Annotated in this window: 18 protein-coding genes; 4 read left to right on the plus strand and 14 right to left on the minus strand. The window is 65.8% G+C overall.

All coding sequences use genetic code 11. The annotated features are described in order from the left end of the window. Positions 1 to 31 precede the first annotated feature (31 nt). Genes CG471_RS02755 through htpX form a run of 4 tightly spaced genes read right to left on the minus strand, consistent with a single transcriptional unit; the run spans position 32 to position 3,172 of the window. The gene (locus CG471_RS02755) at positions 32 to 517 is read right to left on the minus strand and encodes a hypothetical protein (protein ID WP_004208871.1); all 486 of its coding nucleotides are present in this window, start codon (positions 515 to 517) and stop codon (positions 32 to 34) included. A gap of 51 nt (positions 518 to 568) precedes the next feature. Then, positions 569 to 1,879, minus strand: coding sequence for an RsmB/NOP family class I SAM-dependent RNA methyltransferase (locus CG471_RS02760; protein WP_099230469.1), 1,311 nt, complete (start codon positions 1,877 to 1,879; stop codon positions 569 to 571). Between the two features lie 37 nt (positions 1,880 to 1,916). Beyond that, the gene (locus tag CG471_RS02765; RefSeq protein ID WP_099230471.1) at positions 1,917 to 2,234 is read right to left on the minus strand and encodes a hypothetical protein; all 318 of its coding nucleotides are present in this window, start codon (positions 2,232 to 2,234) and stop codon (positions 1,917 to 1,919) included. After that, positions 2,234 to 3,172: a zinc metalloprotease HtpX gene (gene htpX, locus CG471_RS02770; RefSeq protein WP_099230473.1), complete on the minus strand. Its 939-nt coding sequence runs from the start codon at positions 3,170 to 3,172 to the stop codon at positions 2,234 to 2,236. Before htpX ends, CG471_RS02765 begins: the two co-directional genes overlap by 1 nt. A 108-nt stretch (positions 3,173 to 3,280) precedes the next feature. Between htpX and CG471_RS02775 the strand changes: the two genes are divergently transcribed. From CG471_RS02775 to CG471_RS02785, 3 genes are all read left to right on the plus strand, one after another. After that, positions 3,281 to 3,454: a DUF1674 domain-containing protein gene (locus CG471_RS02775; protein WP_004208868.1), complete on the plus strand. Its 174-nt coding sequence runs from the start codon at positions 3,281 to 3,283 to the stop codon at positions 3,452 to 3,454. A 158-nt stretch (positions 3,455 to 3,612) separates the two neighbouring features. Continuing rightward, positions 3,613 to 4,092: a hypothetical protein gene (locus CG471_RS02780; RefSeq protein WP_069336381.1), complete on the plus strand. Its 480-nt coding sequence runs from the start codon at positions 3,613 to 3,615 to the stop codon at positions 4,090 to 4,092. A 91-nt stretch (positions 4,093 to 4,183) separates the two neighbouring features. Next, positions 4,184 to 5,062 (plus strand): UTP--glucose-1-phosphate uridylyltransferase, encoded by an 879-nt coding sequence (locus tag CG471_RS02785; RefSeq protein ID WP_010338699.1) that lies wholly within the window; start codon positions 4,184 to 4,186, stop codon positions 5,060 to 5,062. Positions 5,063 to 5,105: 43 nt separating this feature from the next. On the opposite strand, the gene CG471_RS31095 is transcribed toward CG471_RS02785, so the two are convergent. The 7 genes from CG471_RS31095 to CG471_RS02815 all read right to left on the minus strand — a co-directional run bounded on the left by CG471_RS31095 (position 5,106) and on the right by CG471_RS02815 (position 10,841). Continuing rightward, positions 5,106 to 5,237, minus strand: a complete 132-nt coding sequence (locus CG471_RS31095; RefSeq protein ID WP_257211402.1) for a hypothetical protein — start codon at positions 5,235 to 5,237, stop codon at positions 5,106 to 5,108. A gap of 162 nt (positions 5,238 to 5,399) precedes the next feature. Next, positions 5,400 to 6,353: an NAD(P)-dependent oxidoreductase gene (locus CG471_RS02790; RefSeq protein ID WP_099230475.1), complete on the minus strand. Its 954-nt coding sequence runs from the start codon at positions 6,351 to 6,353 to the stop codon at positions 5,400 to 5,402. A 29-nt stretch (positions 6,354 to 6,382) separates the two neighbouring features. After that, entirely contained in the window at positions 6,383 to 7,009 is a 627-nt protein-coding gene (gene ssb / locus CG471_RS02795; RefSeq protein WP_004208863.1) for a single-stranded DNA-binding protein, read from the minus strand. Positions 7,010 to 7,098: 89 nt separating this feature from the next. Further along, positions 7,099 to 8,955, minus strand: a complete 1,857-nt coding sequence (locus tag CG471_RS02800; protein ID WP_048938121.1) for a ferrous iron transporter B — start codon at positions 8,953 to 8,955, stop codon at positions 7,099 to 7,101. Further along, positions 8,952 to 9,209: a FeoA domain-containing protein gene (locus CG471_RS02805; RefSeq protein ID WP_010339864.1), complete on the minus strand. Its 258-nt coding sequence runs from the start codon at positions 9,207 to 9,209 to the stop codon at positions 8,952 to 8,954. The genes CG471_RS02800 and CG471_RS02805 overlap by 4 nt, the downstream gene beginning before the upstream one ends. Before the next feature lie 75 nt (positions 9,210 to 9,284). Next, complete coding sequence (locus CG471_RS02810) at positions 9,285 to 9,950, minus strand: COQ9 family protein (RefSeq protein WP_099230477.1); 666 nt, start codon at positions 9,948 to 9,950, stop codon at positions 9,285 to 9,287. 9 nt (positions 9,951 to 9,959) lie between these two features. Next, a complete protein-coding gene (locus tag CG471_RS02815; RefSeq protein WP_099230479.1) occupies positions 9,960 to 10,841 on the minus strand; it encodes a DMT family transporter in 882 nt (293 codons plus the stop codon). A 68-nt stretch (positions 10,842 to 10,909) separates the two neighbouring features. Here CG471_RS02815 and CG471_RS02820 point away from each other — a divergent pair, with 68 nt between their 5' ends. Then, positions 10,910 to 12,001 (plus strand): alkene reductase, encoded by a 1,092-nt coding sequence (locus tag CG471_RS02820; protein WP_099230481.1) that lies wholly within the window; start codon positions 10,910 to 10,912, stop codon positions 11,999 to 12,001. A 75-nt stretch (positions 12,002 to 12,076) separates the two neighbouring features. On the opposite strand, the gene ribH is transcribed toward CG471_RS02820, so the two are convergent. The 3 genes from ribH to CG471_RS02835 all read right to left on the minus strand — a co-directional run bounded on the left by ribH (position 12,077) and on the right by CG471_RS02835 (position 14,473). Next, the gene (gene ribH / locus CG471_RS02825) at positions 12,077 to 12,499 is read right to left on the minus strand and encodes a 6,7-dimethyl-8-ribityllumazine synthase (RefSeq protein ID WP_004208857.1); all 423 of its coding nucleotides are present in this window, start codon (positions 12,497 to 12,499) and stop codon (positions 12,077 to 12,079) included. Positions 12,500 to 12,510: 11 nt separating this feature from the next. Further along, positions 12,511 to 13,791 carry a 3,4-dihydroxy-2-butanone-4-phosphate synthase gene (gene ribB / locus CG471_RS02830; RefSeq protein WP_017501106.1) on the minus strand — a complete coding sequence of 427 codons (1,281 nt, stop codon included), beginning with the start codon at positions 13,789 to 13,791 and terminating at the stop codon, positions 12,511 to 12,513. A 73-nt stretch (positions 13,792 to 13,864) separates the two neighbouring features. Continuing rightward, positions 13,865 to 14,473, minus strand: coding sequence for a riboflavin synthase (locus CG471_RS02835; protein ID WP_099230483.1), 609 nt, complete (start codon positions 14,471 to 14,473; stop codon positions 13,865 to 13,867). Positions 14,474 to 14,495 lie beyond the last annotated feature (22 nt).

Consider the following 14,495-nt stretch of genomic DNA (forward strand, 5'->3'; position numbering starts at 1 on the left):
CATGATTTGCGCGGCGCGGCGATGAGTCGCATCAGGGGATGAAGAAGGTCGTGGGTTCCAGTCTGACCGGCGCACCGACATCCTTGGGCAGCCATTGCTTGACCCCGTGCAGCGCCACCGTTTCGCCGTCCAGCAGCACCGGCGCGGCGATCAGCCGCATTGCGCAATCGCTGCCGTCCGGGCGGCGGATATCGACGTCCAGGGTGAAGCCGCGCTGGTGGCGGATGGCATAGGCGCGCAACCGCTCCATCGCCTCGCGGCTGTCATGGGCATAGAGCGACACCGACAATGGCCGGGGCACGATGCTGCCCGGCTCCAGCCCGAATATGTCATAGACGCCCTGGGTCCAGCTGATGCTGTTGTCGGCCAGATTGCAATGCCACAGGCCCAGCCCCCGATCGGCCAGCGCCGCCTCATTCCCCGCAATATCCTGGTCCAGCACCACCGGCGCGAGATGCTCGCGCAGGTCGTAGAGCGGCCAGCTATGATGCAGGGGCAGGGGTTCGGTCGGACGCAAGGCGGGCCTTTCCAGCGAAGGGCCTCACCTTAAGCCCCTCATGGTTAAGCCTTAGTTCCCGATGCGCACGATCCTTGCAACGAAAAAGCCGTCCGTGCCGCCCTGCTCCGCCAGCGTGTCGGGCAGGGTGCGCAGCCAGCCGTCGGCGCTGGGCGCCATGCCTGTGGGCAGTTCGCCAGCCTGCGCGGGCCGGACCTGGAAATCGGGACGCGCCGCCAGGAAATGGGTCATCTGCGCCTCGCCCTCGGCTTGCTCCAGCGAGCAGGTGGCGTAGATCAGCGTCCCGCCCGGCTTCACCCAGTCAGCGACGCGGGCCAGCAGTTCGCCCTGCAGTTCGGCCAGTTCCGCGATCTGGCGCGGGCCGATGCGGTGCAGCACGTCGGGATGACGGCGATAGATGCCGGTGGCGGTGCAGGGCGCGTCGAGCAGCAGCGCATCGACCGGCGCGTCCGGCGCCCATTGCCGCAGATCCGCCTGCACCACATCGGCCGACAGGCCGGTACGCACCAGATTCTCGCTCAGCCGCTCCAGCCGCTTTTTCGACTGGTCGACCGCGGTCACGGTCCAGCCGGCGGCCGCCAACTGCATCGTCTTGCCGCCCGGCGCGGCGCACAGGTCCAGCACGGTCCGGCCTTCGCCCGCACCGAGCAGTCGGGCCGGGCAGGAGGCGGCCAGATCCTGCACCCACCAGGCGCCTTCGGCAAAACCGGGCAGGTCGGGCACGACCGCCCCCTCGGGCAGGCGGACATGGCCGGGCGCAAAGCTGGTGCCGCCCAGCGCCTCGACCCATTTGCCGGTCTCGGCCGTATCGCGCAGGCTGATGTCGACCGGCGGGCGCACGGCATAGGCATGGGCGGCGGCCAGCGGCATCGCCTCGCCCCATTGCCCGGTCCAGCGTTCGGCGACGTCGGCAGGCAGGGTGGGCGGCACGGGCAGGCTCGGCTCGGCGCGGGTCACGGTGCCGAACACGCCATGGACCAGCTTGCGCGGCCCGCCATCGACCAGCGGCAGTGCGGTGGCGATCGCCGCATGGGGCGCGGTGCCCAGCGCCAGCACCTGGATCAGCGCGATGCGCAGCACCATCCGGGCCTTGGCATCGTCGGGCAGCGGCTGCTTGGTTGCGCCGTCGATCAGCGCGTCGAGATCGGGCAAATGGCGCAGCGTCTCGGCGACGATGGCATGGACCAGTGCGCGGTCGGCCCGGTCGGCCAGCCCCTGGGTCGCGCCATGCAGCGCGATTTCCAGCGGATCGCCCCGACGCAAGACGGCGTCCAGCAGCTTCAGGGCCGCGCGGCGCGCGGGCAGGCCGGGGACATCATCGGCGCGCGGGGCACCGGAACGGGCGTTGGGACGACGGGACATCAGCGGCCCCTACGCGCTTTTGCCCTTGGGGTCATCTTCAAACGAAGCAGACGGCCGTGTAGATCGCTGCCGCAACCAGGCCGATGCTGGTGGTAACGCCGACCCACAGCGCCAACCAGTCCGACCGGCGCGGGCGCGGCGCCATCCCCTTTGGCACCACCCGCAAGGAAGAGGGGATGCGTTTGCGGCCCAGCGTGGCGATCGCGATCGTCCGCCGGCCGATGGCGTGAAACAGGCGCGGCGTATGGCGTGAGAATATATAGTCGACGGCAATGTCAACAACCAGGCCGGCCGCCTCGCGCGCCACGAACCCGGCAGCGCGGAAGGCGATCTCGCCAATCTCGTCGACCGGCATCAGCGCCCGTGCGGATCGAGGGCACTGCGCCGACGCTTGGGCGCTGCCACTGGCGACAGGGCCGATGCCTGCGTCGCTCGTTCTTGCCTCACCATACTCACGGACGGTGGGCTACCGCTCTGCCCCATATCCTGCGCGATTTCCTCGAGCGCGGCGATGCGTTTCTCGGTCGCCGGATGGGTCGAGAACAACTCGCTCACATGCACCGGCACGATATAGAGCTGCGCAGCGGCGGGATTGCGCTCGGCCACCGGGTTGGGGATCAGCTCGGCCCGGCCGGAAATCTTGGCGAGGGCGGATGCGAGCGCGCGCGGATTGCCGCTGATCTCCGCCCCGGCCTGGTCGGCGCCATATTCGCGGGTGCGGCTGATCGCCATCTGGACGATCATCGCGGCAAAGGGGGCCACGATCACCGCCAGCAAGGTCGCGATCATGTTGCCATGGCCATTTTCCTCATTGCCGCCGCCACGGAAGAATAGCCCGAAATTGGCCAGCATCGAAATGGCGCCGGCGATGGTCGCGACCATCGTCATGATCAGGGTATCGCGATTCTTCACATGGCCCAGTTCATGCGCCATCACGCCCGCCACCTCGTCGCGGGTCAGCATGTTGAGCAGGCCGGTGGTCGCCGCCACGGCAGCATTTTCGGGGTTGCGGCCAGTGGCAAAGGCGTTGGGCGCATCCTGGTCGATCACATAGACGCGCGGCATCGGCAGGCCGGCGCGCTGGCTCAGCGCCTGGACCAGGCCGTAAAATTCGGGCGCGCTCTGGGCATCCACCTCGCGCGCATTGTGCATGGACAGCACGATCTTGTCGGCATTCCAGAAGGTGAACAGGTTCATCCCCGCCGCCACCAGCAGGGCGATCACCGCGCCGCCACTGCCGCCCAGCGTATAGCCCAGTGCCATGAACAGCGCCGTCAGCGCCGACAACAGCATCACCGTGCGAAAACCACTCACTTGCACATCGCTCCTTTGCGGCCCAGATAGCGGGCCTGACACTGAATATGGGGTTGCCGCGCGCGCTCCGCAATCGAAAGGCCCGACATGGGACATTTCAACGGCAAGCGCCCAGCGCATGTGAAGGCGCCCGAGCATCTCTCCAAGAGCCCGCCCGTGCCCCAGCCTGACCCGGTCGACCAGCAGCTGGTGCTGGACGAGGAGCTGAGCCCGGTCCGCTATGGCGACTGGGAGCGCAAGGGCATCGCCATCGACTTCTGATCTGGCGCCTTCCGATCGGCCACCGCTGAACGCAACTTGTTCGGCTTGCCGACGTTTCAGCACATATTCCGCTGGCCCGTGCCCGGCTAGCGGGCGAGCGCGACCCGTTGCTCTGGCCTTTCCGGCCGGGTCTGCGCAGATTCAGGGGCATGAGGAGTATGCGGGGCGTGAGCGCGGAATTGGCGCAGGACGACAAGGTGACGAAGCCGGTTGCGGCCTATGCGCCGGAAGATGCGGCATTATTGTGCGGTATCGGTCGGCTGGTCTGCGCCTGGACGATGCTGGAACAGAGCCTGGAGGCGCGGCTGGCCGAACTGCGGGAAACCATGGGCGACGTCCGCACCGTGGGGGCCCGCACGCGGCCGACCATGACCAAGCTGATGACCGAATTGCGCACGACCGTCGCCATGCGGGATCGGCGCAACGCAGCCGGGCTGACCGAAATTGCGGAGGTCGAGCGCGATCTCCAGCGGATCGACCGTTTCCGTACCCTCATCATCGGCGGCTTTCAGCAGCCGTCACCTGAAGGCTTTCTGTGCCGCGACTTACGTAACAATGCTCAATATGTAAGCCTGGAGCATTTGGATAATGAAATTGCGGCGCTGGAACAGGTTGCACAGCGTCTTCTGACGATCTGACCCATAAAGACAAGTTGCCGTAGCGCTTGACCTTTTTCTCCCGGTTCGCGATCCCCCCAAGCGAGCCGGCACTCATCGAGAACGGAGTCCCATGTCGAACAAACCGATTCGCAAAGCCGTCTTTCCTGTCGCCGGTCTTGGCACGCGTTTCCTGCCCGCCACCAAGTCGGTGCCCAAGGAATTGCTGCCCGTGGTCGATCGTCCGCTGATCCAATATGCGGTGGATGAAGCGCGCGAGGCGGGGATCGAGCAGATGATCTTCGTCACCGGACGCGGCAAGGGCGCGATCGAGGATTATTTCGACATCGCCTTCGAATGCGAGATCACCCAGCGCGAGCGCGGCAAGGATCTGTCGGCACTCGAAGGGACGCGCCTGGCGCCCGGTGATGCAGTGTTCCTGCGCCAGCAGGAGCCGCTGGGCCTTGGCCACGCCATCTGGTGTGCCCGCGACATCGTCGGCGACGAACCGTTCGCCATCATCCTGCCCGACGAGTTCATGAAGGGCGCGCCCGGCAATGGCTGCATGAAGCAGATGGTAGAGGCCTATGAAAAGGTCGGCGGCAATCTGGTCTGTGCGCTCGAAATCCCGATGGACCAGACGCCCAGCTATGGCGTGATCGATCCGGGCGCGCGCGACGGCGCCCTGACCGAAGTGAAGGGCCTTGTGGAAAAGCCCAAGCTCGGCACGGCCCCCTCCAACCTCATCCTGCCCGGCCGCTATATCCTGCAGCCCGACGTCATGAAGATCCTGGAAACCCAGGAAAAGGGCGCGGGCGGCGAGATCCAGCTGACCGATGCCATGGCCTCGCTGATCGGCAAGCAGCCCTTCCACGGTGTCACCTTCGACGGTCGCCGTTTCGACTGCGGCTCCAAGGCCGGCTATATCGAGGCGAACCTCGCCCTGGCGCTGGAGCGCGAGGATATCGGCGCCCATATCCGCGACTTCGCGAAGGCCGAACTGGCCAACTAAGCTTCGATCTGCAGGGGTGGCCGCTGGTCGCCCCTGCTGACCGTCAGAGCAGGCGGACGGCCTGTGCCAGCAAAATCCCGATGCCCGACAGGGTGATGGCGCCACCGATTGCCAGTTGCAGCGGGCGGACTATCTGCCGGATTGGCACACCGATGGCAGCTTCAATCTTGCTCATGCAAATCATTATCGCATAATGCGAGCGGAGAGTCACATCCATCTCTCCACTCACACTGATGCAGCGGATCGATCATCATTCGTGATTAAAAGTAACGAATGATCGGAATGGCTGCTTTCAAATCAGTAACGCAACAATGGGCTCAAACTGTCAGCTTCGCTGTCAACTTTGCACCGCCGGCGACACATAATCGGCGTCGTGGATGAACGGCATCGCCGCATCATTCGCCAGCGCCGTCAGGATCGCGGCAAAGTCCGTCGCGCAGCGAAACCCCATCTGGCGCTGCGCCAACCCCGCGTCATAGACCCGGCCGATTGACGCCGGCAGTTGCCAGCCACGCCGGGCATATAGCTCTGCAGCTTCGGGAAAATGGCGCGCGATCACCGCTGCCGCATCGCGTTTCAGTTCCTCGGATTCCGCCCGAACGAACGGCGTTGGCGCGGAAACCAGATAGGTTTCGCAGCGCGCCGGCGGCGTCCGTTCCAGCGCGACCAGATGCGCCCGCGCCGCATCCTCGACCGTCAGCCGGCGATGGAGAAATTCATTGGCCTTCAGATTCTGCCCCGACAGGCTGGCGTCCGTGTCGTCATCCTCCGGGAAGAAGCGGGCAGTGCGCAAGATGGTGCAGCCGATGCCGCACTCCAGTTGCTGCACCCGGCACAGCCCCTCGGCCGCCAGCTTGGTCACGCCATAGATGTTGCGCGGCTCCAGCGGCCCGCTCTGCTCGTCCAGCCACACCGCCGCGTCGCCGGCCTCGTCCCGCACCGCCTGGCTGATCATCAGCGACGTGGTGGATGTCATGACGAAGCGGTCATGTCCCGCCGCGACCGCAGCCTCCAGCAGGTTGCGCGTGCCGGTGACATTGACGTCGATGAAGGCCTGGGCGGTGTAGCGGGCGATGTCCGGCTTGTGCAACGCGCCGCCATGGATCACCGCCTCGATGCCGCGCTCGGCAAAGATCCGGTCGACCAGCGTCCGGTCGGCGACCGACCCGATGATGTCGGTGTCCCGGCCCGGCGCGACGTCCAGGCCGGTCACAGCATGTCCCGCCGCGCGCAGCATCGGCGCCAGGAAACGGCCCAGCCAGCCCGACGATCCGGTCAGCAGGACATGCATGTCAGGTCAATCCCTGTGGAAAGGACCGATCAGAACGGCACTTCGTCGTCCAGGTCGTTGTCGAAGTTCGGGCCGCCCTGACCGCCGCCCGAGGAGCGTCCGCCGCCGAAGCCGCCACCCTGGTTGCCGCCGCCCGAAGAGCGTCCGCCACCAAAGCCGCCGCCGCTGTTGCCGCCGCCGAAATCGTCATAATCGCCGCCGCCAAAGCCGCCGCTGCTTGCGCCCCAGTCGCTGACGCCCTGGTTGCCGCCGCCCGACGAGCGACCACCGCCATAGCCGCCGCCCTGGCCGCCACCGCCACCCGGCGCACCGTCCAGCATGGTCAGCACCGCGCCGGGGCCGGACAGGGCGACCTCGGTGGTGTAGCGGTCATTGCCATTATTGTCCTGCCACTTGCGGGTGCGCAGCTGGCCTTCGATGTAGATCTTCGATCCCTTGCGCAGGAAGCGCTCGGCGACGCCGACCAGGCCTTCGGAATTGATGACGACGCTATGCCATTCGGTGCGCTCCTTGCGCTCCCCCGACATGCGGTCCTTCCAGCTTTCCGAGGTCGCGATCCGCAGGTTGCAGATCTTGCCGCCATTCTGGAAGCTCTTCACTTCCGGGTCGGCCCCCAGATTCCCGATGAGAATGACCTTGTTGACCGAGCCTGCCATGATTCCTCCGAAAGCACTAAAGGCGCCGTTATAGAAGCCTCGCCTTGGCGGTAAAGAACAAAGCTAGGCCAAATGTCTGGGGCTTGGGATCAGCCGAGTCCCATCGCGACCGCCGCCCAATATGTCACGCCCGCCGCGGCATAGGCCAGCACGAACAGATAACCGATCATGAACAGCGGCCATTTCCAGCCATTGGTCTCGCGCCGGGTAACGGCAATGGTCGAAATGCACTGCGGCGCGAACACGAACCAGGCCAGGAAGGCGAGCGCGGTAGCCAGGCTCCAACGGCCGGCCAGCCGATCACCCAGCCCTTGTTCCAGCGCCTCTGCATCATCCTCGGCATCGATCGCATAGACGGTGGCGATGGCGGACACGGCGACTTCGCGCGCCGCCATGCTGGGCAGCAGGGCGAGCGAAATGTCGCGGTTAAAGCCGATCGGCTCGACCAGCACGTTGATGCCGCCCGCGATCCGCCCGGCGATCGAATATTCGCTCTGCTTCACGCCCTCGGGCGCATGGGGGAAGCTGGCCAGCACCCACAGCACGATATTGGTGGCCAGGATGATGGTGCCGGCGCGCTTGAGGAAGATGACGCCGCGCTGCCACAGGCCGATCAAGATATCCTGGGGCCGGGGCCACTGATATTTCGGCATTTCCATCAGGAACCCGCCGCTGCGGCCCTTGGCCACGGTCAGGCGCAGTGCCCAGGCGGCCAGCATGGCACCGACGATGCCGGCGACATAGAGCAGGAACAGCACCAGCCCCTGCAGGCCGATGCCCGGCCCGACGCTGCGCGCCGGAATGAAGGCGGCGATAATCAGGCCATAGACCGGCAGCCGCGCCGAACAGGTCATCAGCGGCGCGATCAGGATCGTGGTCAGCCGGTCCTTGGGATCGCTGATCGTGCGCGTCGCCATGATCCCCGGCACCGCGCAGGCGAAGGAGGAGAGCAGCGGGATGAAGGCCCGGCCCGACAGGCCGACCTTGGCCATGATGCCATCCATCAGGAAGGCGGCACGGGCCATATAGCCGGTCGCCTCCAGCATCAGGATGAAGAAGAAGAGGATCAGGATCTGCGGCAAGAACACGATCACCGCGCCGACGCCGCCGACCACGCCCTGCAGCAGGAAGTCGTGGATGATGCCGGGCGGCAAAGTGTTGGTCACCGCCTCGCCCAGCGCCGTGACCCAACCTTCCAGCATGTCGGCGGGCACCGATGCCCAGGAGAAGACCGCCTGGAACATCACGAACAACAGGCCCAGCAGCAGGGCGAGGCCCAATACCGGGTGCAGCGCGACCCGGTCGACCGCCGCCGTCAGCCGGCGCGATGGCGTCTCGCGCACGATCGCGGCGCGGGCGATGCGGCGAGCCTCGCGGCGCACGGCGTCGAAATCCGGTTCACCGGCGGAGGCGCGCAGCATGCCCGTCTGGGCGCCGAGCAGCGTTTCCAGCTCGGTCTTGAGATGATCCAGGCCGCGCTTGCGCACCGCCACGGTGGACACCACTGGCACGCCCAGTTCGCGCGCCAGCACATTGGCGTCCAGTTCCAGCCCGTCGCGGGTGGCCAGATCGACCATGTTGAGCGCGACCACAGTGGGCAGGCCCAGCGCGATCAGTTCCAACGCGAAGCGCAGATGATTGTCGAGGTTTGACGCGTCGACCACGATCACCAGTGCATCGGGCAGCTTCTCGCCAGCCTGCTTGCCCAGCACGAAGTCGCGCGTCACCTGTTCGTCGGGGCTGGCAGGCGACAGGCTGTAGGTGCCGGGCAGATCGACCAGTTCGACCGGCCGGCCGTCGGCCAGCGACAGCCGGCCCGCCTTGCGCTCCACCGTGACGCCCGGATAATTGCCCAGCTTCTGCCGCGCGCCGGTCAGCGCGTTGAACAGGGCGCTCTTGCCCGCATTGGGATTGCCGACCAGCGCGACGAGGGGAAGGCCGCTCATGCCTGCGCCTCCTGCGGGCCGGTGCTGACCTCCACGGCGGCGGCATGACTGCGCCGCATCGCCACCGTCATGCGCCCGATCTTCACCGCCAGCGGTCCACGACCCAGCAGGCCGCCATGATGCAGTGCCTCGACGCTGGCGCCTTCGCACAGGCCGAACTCGCGCAGGCGCTGTCCTTCCACGGACGACAGCGACTCCCAGTCGATGGTTTCAACAAAAGCGGGTTGGCGCAGGGGCAGATCGGTCAGGCGCAAGGAGGATGGACTCTTAACCAGAAATCAGATTTGCGACTGACTATCAATTACGTCTGGTGAAGGCCAGCCCGAACTTCACACCGCCGGGTAGCGCAGCCGGCCGATGAAGCGCGACAGGCTGAGATGCTCGCCATCGCCCACGCCCTTGAACCGGGCCTTCATCTTCTCGAAGCGCATGATTCCCTCGATCCGTCGCGTCAGGAATGCGCGGCTGTCGGCATGATCCTCGCTCTCGTCATTGACGAAGGTCAGCAGCGTCGCGGCATAGATGCTGCCGAGCGTCGCCCGCTTGCTATAATGGTTGAGGTCGGTGGCGGTGTCGCCCGCCGCGCGCCACATGATATCGGCGGCGTGCCAGCCCAGCTTGGCGGCGCGCACGGCATTGGTCGGCATCGCCAGGATCGCCTGCGCCCGGCGCAGCGCTTCGCGGTCGGGCGCCAGCAGGGCCAGGCGGGTCTCGATCAGCGCGCTGATCTTCTTGCGGATCGACATGGCGGCCAGCTTTTCGTGGGGCAACGCCTCCAGCATCCGCGTGTCGATGCTGGCGAACCAGGCCTCGATCATGCCCATGGCACCATTGTCGAAGGCCAGCACGGCGACATCGGCATCGATGCCCTTTTCCGCCGCCGCCATCGCCACCGCTTCGGGCCGCCAGCCGTCAAAGGCGGCGTGGCGCGGCAGGATCGGCGCCAGCAATGCGCGGATTTCGTCCAGGGTCAGCTCTTGGGTCTGGTCGGTCATGGTCGTAACCTAGGCCCGTCGCGGCAGGCGCACAAGCACCAGTGCGATCGCCACGGCCACGCCGCCGACAATGTCGGTCGCGCTCAATGTCTCGCCGAACAGCAGCCACCCGGCCAGCGCGGCGACGGCGGGTTGCAGCAACAGGCTGAGCCCCAGCACCAGCGGGGAAAAGCAGCCAAGCGCATAGGTGAGCAACCCCTGGCCAACGATCTGGCTGGACAGGGCAAGGATGATGAGCGGCGTCCAGTCTTGCGGCATCACCGTTTCGCCCATCGCATTGGCGGCGAGCAGCAGCGGCAAGGCCCCGGCCGCGCTGACGACCGCCAGCACCGACCAGCTGTCCAGCCGCTTGCGTGCGCCCTGGATCAGCAGAAGATAGGTGGTGTAGAGCAGCCCGGCGAGCAGGCAGAACAGGTCGCCCTTCAAGTTGACAGGCGACAGCTCATAGCTGCTGCCCATCAATATGGCCGCGCCGATCGCGGCCAGGATCAGCGCGCCGATCTGCAGCTTCGATACATGTTCGCGCAGCACGATGAGGCCCCAGAGCGGCAGCATCAGTGCGCTCATATTGCCGAACAGCGTTGCGTTGGCGACCTTGGTATGACCGATGCCCAGATGCCAGGCAGCCAGATCGGCGGCAAAGCAGACGCCGGCCAGAATCACGATCGTCCACTGGCCGCGCGACAAGCGGCTCTTGCGCAGCTTCGGCAATGCCAGGATGAACAGGAAGGGCATGGCGATCGCCAATCGCCAGAAGGCGGCGGCCACCGGCCCGACATCGGCCAGCCTTACCAGCACCGGTCCGAGCGCCAGAATGATATTGGCCAGGATCAGCGCCGGAAAAGCGAGTCTGGGCGTCGCGATATGCGCCATGGGGGTTGAAGCGGCCATGGCGGCTCCCTAGCTGGCTTTCCGCATCAAGTCCCGTTGCAAATTGCAACGTTAATGAGGGAGGTTTCATGACCACAATCTTCGATCCGATAAAGCTCGGCGCCGATACCGCCGCGAACCGCGCCATCATGGCGCCGCTCACCCGTGGCCGCGCCACTCGCGATCATGTCCCGACCCCGATCATGGTCGATTATTATGCGCAGCGCGCCTCGGCCGGCCTCATCATTAGCGAGGCGACCGGCATTTCGCACCAGGGCCTGGGCTGGCCCTATGCACCCGGCCTCTGGACCGACGAACAGGTCGCGGCCTGGAAGCCGATCACCCAGGCCGTGCATGACAAGGGCGGGCTGATCGTCGCCCAGCTCTGGCATATGGGCCGCGCCGTTCATTCGGCCGTCACCGGCGAGCAGCCGGTTTCGTCCAGCGCTACCGCGACGCCTGGCGATGCTCACACCTATGAGGGCAAGAAGCCCTATGAGGTCGCTCGTCCGCTCGCGATCGACGAAATTCCCGGTATTATCGCAGACTATGTGAAGGCAGCCAAAAACGCGATCGCCGCCGGCTTCGACGGGGTCCAGATCCACGCCGCGAATGGCTATCTGATCGACCAGTTCCTGCGCGACAACAGCAATTTTCGCGATGACATCTATGGCGGCAGCATCGAGAATCGCGTCCGCCTGCTGCGCGAAGTGACTCAGGCGGTGGTCGATGCGATCGGTGCCGATCGCGTGTCCGTGCGCCTGTCGCCCAATGGCGATACCCAAGGCGTCAATGACAGCAATCCCGAGCCGCTGTTCGCCGCCGCCGCCGATGTGCTGAACCAGATCGGCATCGCCTTCCTCGAACTGCGCGAACCCGGTCCGGACGGCACCTTCGGCGCCACCGACGTGCCGCGCCTGTCGCCGCTGATCCGCCAGCATTTCAAGGGGCCGCTGGTCCTCAACAGCGATTATGGGCTGGATCGTGCGCAGGCCGATCTCGCCTCTGGCCTGGCCGACGCGATCAGCTTCGGTCGCCCCTTCCTCGCCAATCCCGATCTGGTCGATCGTCTGCGCGAAGGCGCGCCGCTGACCCAGGCGCAGATGGCGACCTTCTACAGCCAGGGCGCGGAGGGCTATACCGACTATCCGACCCTGGCCGAGGAAAAGGCGGCCGCCTGATCCCTCGTCACCCATGAAGAAGGGCGCGTTCCTCGCGGAGCGCGCCCTTCCTTGTGTCTGCCAAAAGGCCGGGGATCAGATCGCGAAACGCTCGCGCAGGCCCAACATGGCGATCGCTGCCTTGGCCGCTTCGCCGCCCTTGTCCTTCTGGTCGGGACGGGCGCGGACCAGGGCCTGCTCCTCATTCTCGACGGTCAGGATGCCGTTGCCGATGGCGATCGCATCCATGCTCAGTGCCATCAGGCCGCGCGCGCTTTCGTTCGACACCACTTCGAAATGATAGGTTTCGCCGCGGATCACCACGCCGATCGCGACGAAGCCGTCAAAGCGGCCAGTCTCGGCTGCCAGCGCGATCGCGCCGGGGATTTCCAGCGCGCCCGGAACGGTCACCACCTCATATTTGTGGCCAGCTTCGTCCAGCGCGGCCTTCGCGCCTTCGATCAGCAGGTCGTTGAGATGGTCGTAGAAGCGGGCTTCGACAATGAGAAACTTGGCCATGCGAATATCCTTCAGAGCTCGATCGGACGCTGCCCAACCACGGCCAGGTCATAGCCGTCAAGGGCGATCAGGCTGTGCTGGGTGTTGCTGAGCAGGATCATGTCATGCACGCCCAGTTCCGCCAGGATCTGCGCGCCCACGCCATAGTCGCGCAGTTCGTCCATGCCACCGGGCTGCTTGCCGGCATGGGCCTGGATCATGCGGGTCAGCATGTCGGGTTCGCCGTCACGCAGCAGCACGACCACGCCGGCGCCTTCCTTGTCGATGATTTCCATCGATCGGGCCAACATGTCGCCACGCGGGCCTTCGGCACCGAAAATGTCGCTCAGCGGAGCCAGCTGGTGCATGCGCACCAGGGTCGGCTGGTCGGGGCTGATGCGACCCTTCTGCAAAACCAGCTGCTCGGACTGGGTGGCGCGGTTGAAGAAGGTGATTGCCTTCCACTCGCCGCCCCATTTGCTTTCGAAGCTGGTTTCGGCGCGACGCTCGACCACATGGTCGTGGCGGCGGCGATAGGCGATCAGGTCGCGAATCGTGCCGATCTTCATCTTGTGCTTCTGGGCAAAGACGATCAGGTCGTCGAGGCGCGCCATCGTGCCGTCGTCTTTCATCACTTCGCAAATGACGCCGGACGGATTGAGGCCGGCCAGGCGGGCGACGTCCACCGCCGCCTCGGTATGGCCGGTCCGCACAAGCACACCGCCGTCACGGGCGATCAGCGGGAAGACATGGCCGGGCGTCACGATGTCGGCGCGCGTCTTGGATGCGTCGATGGCGACGGATACGGTGCGGGCGCGGTCGGCGGCGCTGATGCCGGTGTCGACGCCTTCACGCGCCTCGATCGACACGGTGAACGCCGTTTCGTGGCGGGTACCATTGTTGCGGCTCATCAGGTCGAGCCCGAGCTGGTCGACGCGATCCTTGGTCAGTGCCAGGCAGATGAGGCCGCGGCCATGGGTGGCCATGAAGTTGATCGCGTCGGGGGTCGCCATCTGGGCGGGGATGACCAGATCGCCCTCATTCTCGCGATCCTCGTCATCGACCAGGATGAACATGCGGCCGTTGCGGGCCTCGTTGATGATTTCCTCGGGGCTGGCAAGTGCGGTGCCGCCCTCGCGCTTGAGCAGATAGGCTTCCAGCTTGCCCAGCGTCTCGGCGGTCGGGTTCCAGTCGCCTTCGCCCAACTTGCGCAAGCTGTTGGCGTGCAGGCCGGCGGCGCGCGCCAGGCCCGATCGGGACATGCCGCCATCGGTGACGAGGGCGCGGACGGAATCGATAAGCGATGACGACATAAACACTCCTTCCCGGATCGGGGATGAGCGTTATATCACACTACAATGTGATTTCTTCAAGGGTGAAATCACATCATTTGCTGCGGAGGCTCTGCATCCGGTCGAGATAGCGGGCCAGCACATCGATCTCCAGATTGAACGACCGGCCATCGGGCAGGCTATCCAGCGTGGTCGCGATCGCGGTGTGCGGGATGATGTTGAGGCCGAAATGCACGCTGCCATCGGGCTGGTCCTCGACGCTGTTCACGGTCAGCGAGATGCCGTCCAATGTGATCGACCCCTTGGCGGCCAGCGCGGCGGCCAGTTCCGCCGGTGCGCTGATGACCAGGCGGATCGAATCGCCCTCGCGGCTGGCCGACACCAGATGGCCGATGCCGTCGACATGGCCGGTGACGATATGGCCGCCCAGTTCGTCGCCGACCTTCAGCGCGCGTTCCAGGTTGAGCTTGCCGCCCTGTGCCCACAGGCCCGGCGCGGTGCGGGCGACGGTCTCGGCCGACAGGTCGACCGCGAACCAGCCTGGCCCCTTTTCCACCACCGTCAGGCAGGCGCCCGAACAGGCGATCGATGCGCCGATCGCGACCGTCTCCATGTCATAGCCGCTTTCGATGACCAGGCGCAGGTCGCCGCGCTGCTCATGGGTGCGGATGGTGCCGATGTCGGTGATGATGCCGGTGAACATGGTGCCCAGATCCTTGGGAAAG

This window comes from Sphingobium sp. IP1 (assembly GCF_002708645.1).
Lineage (GTDB): Bacteria > Pseudomonadota > Alphaproteobacteria > Sphingomonadales > Sphingomonadaceae > Sphingobium > Sphingobium yanoikuyae.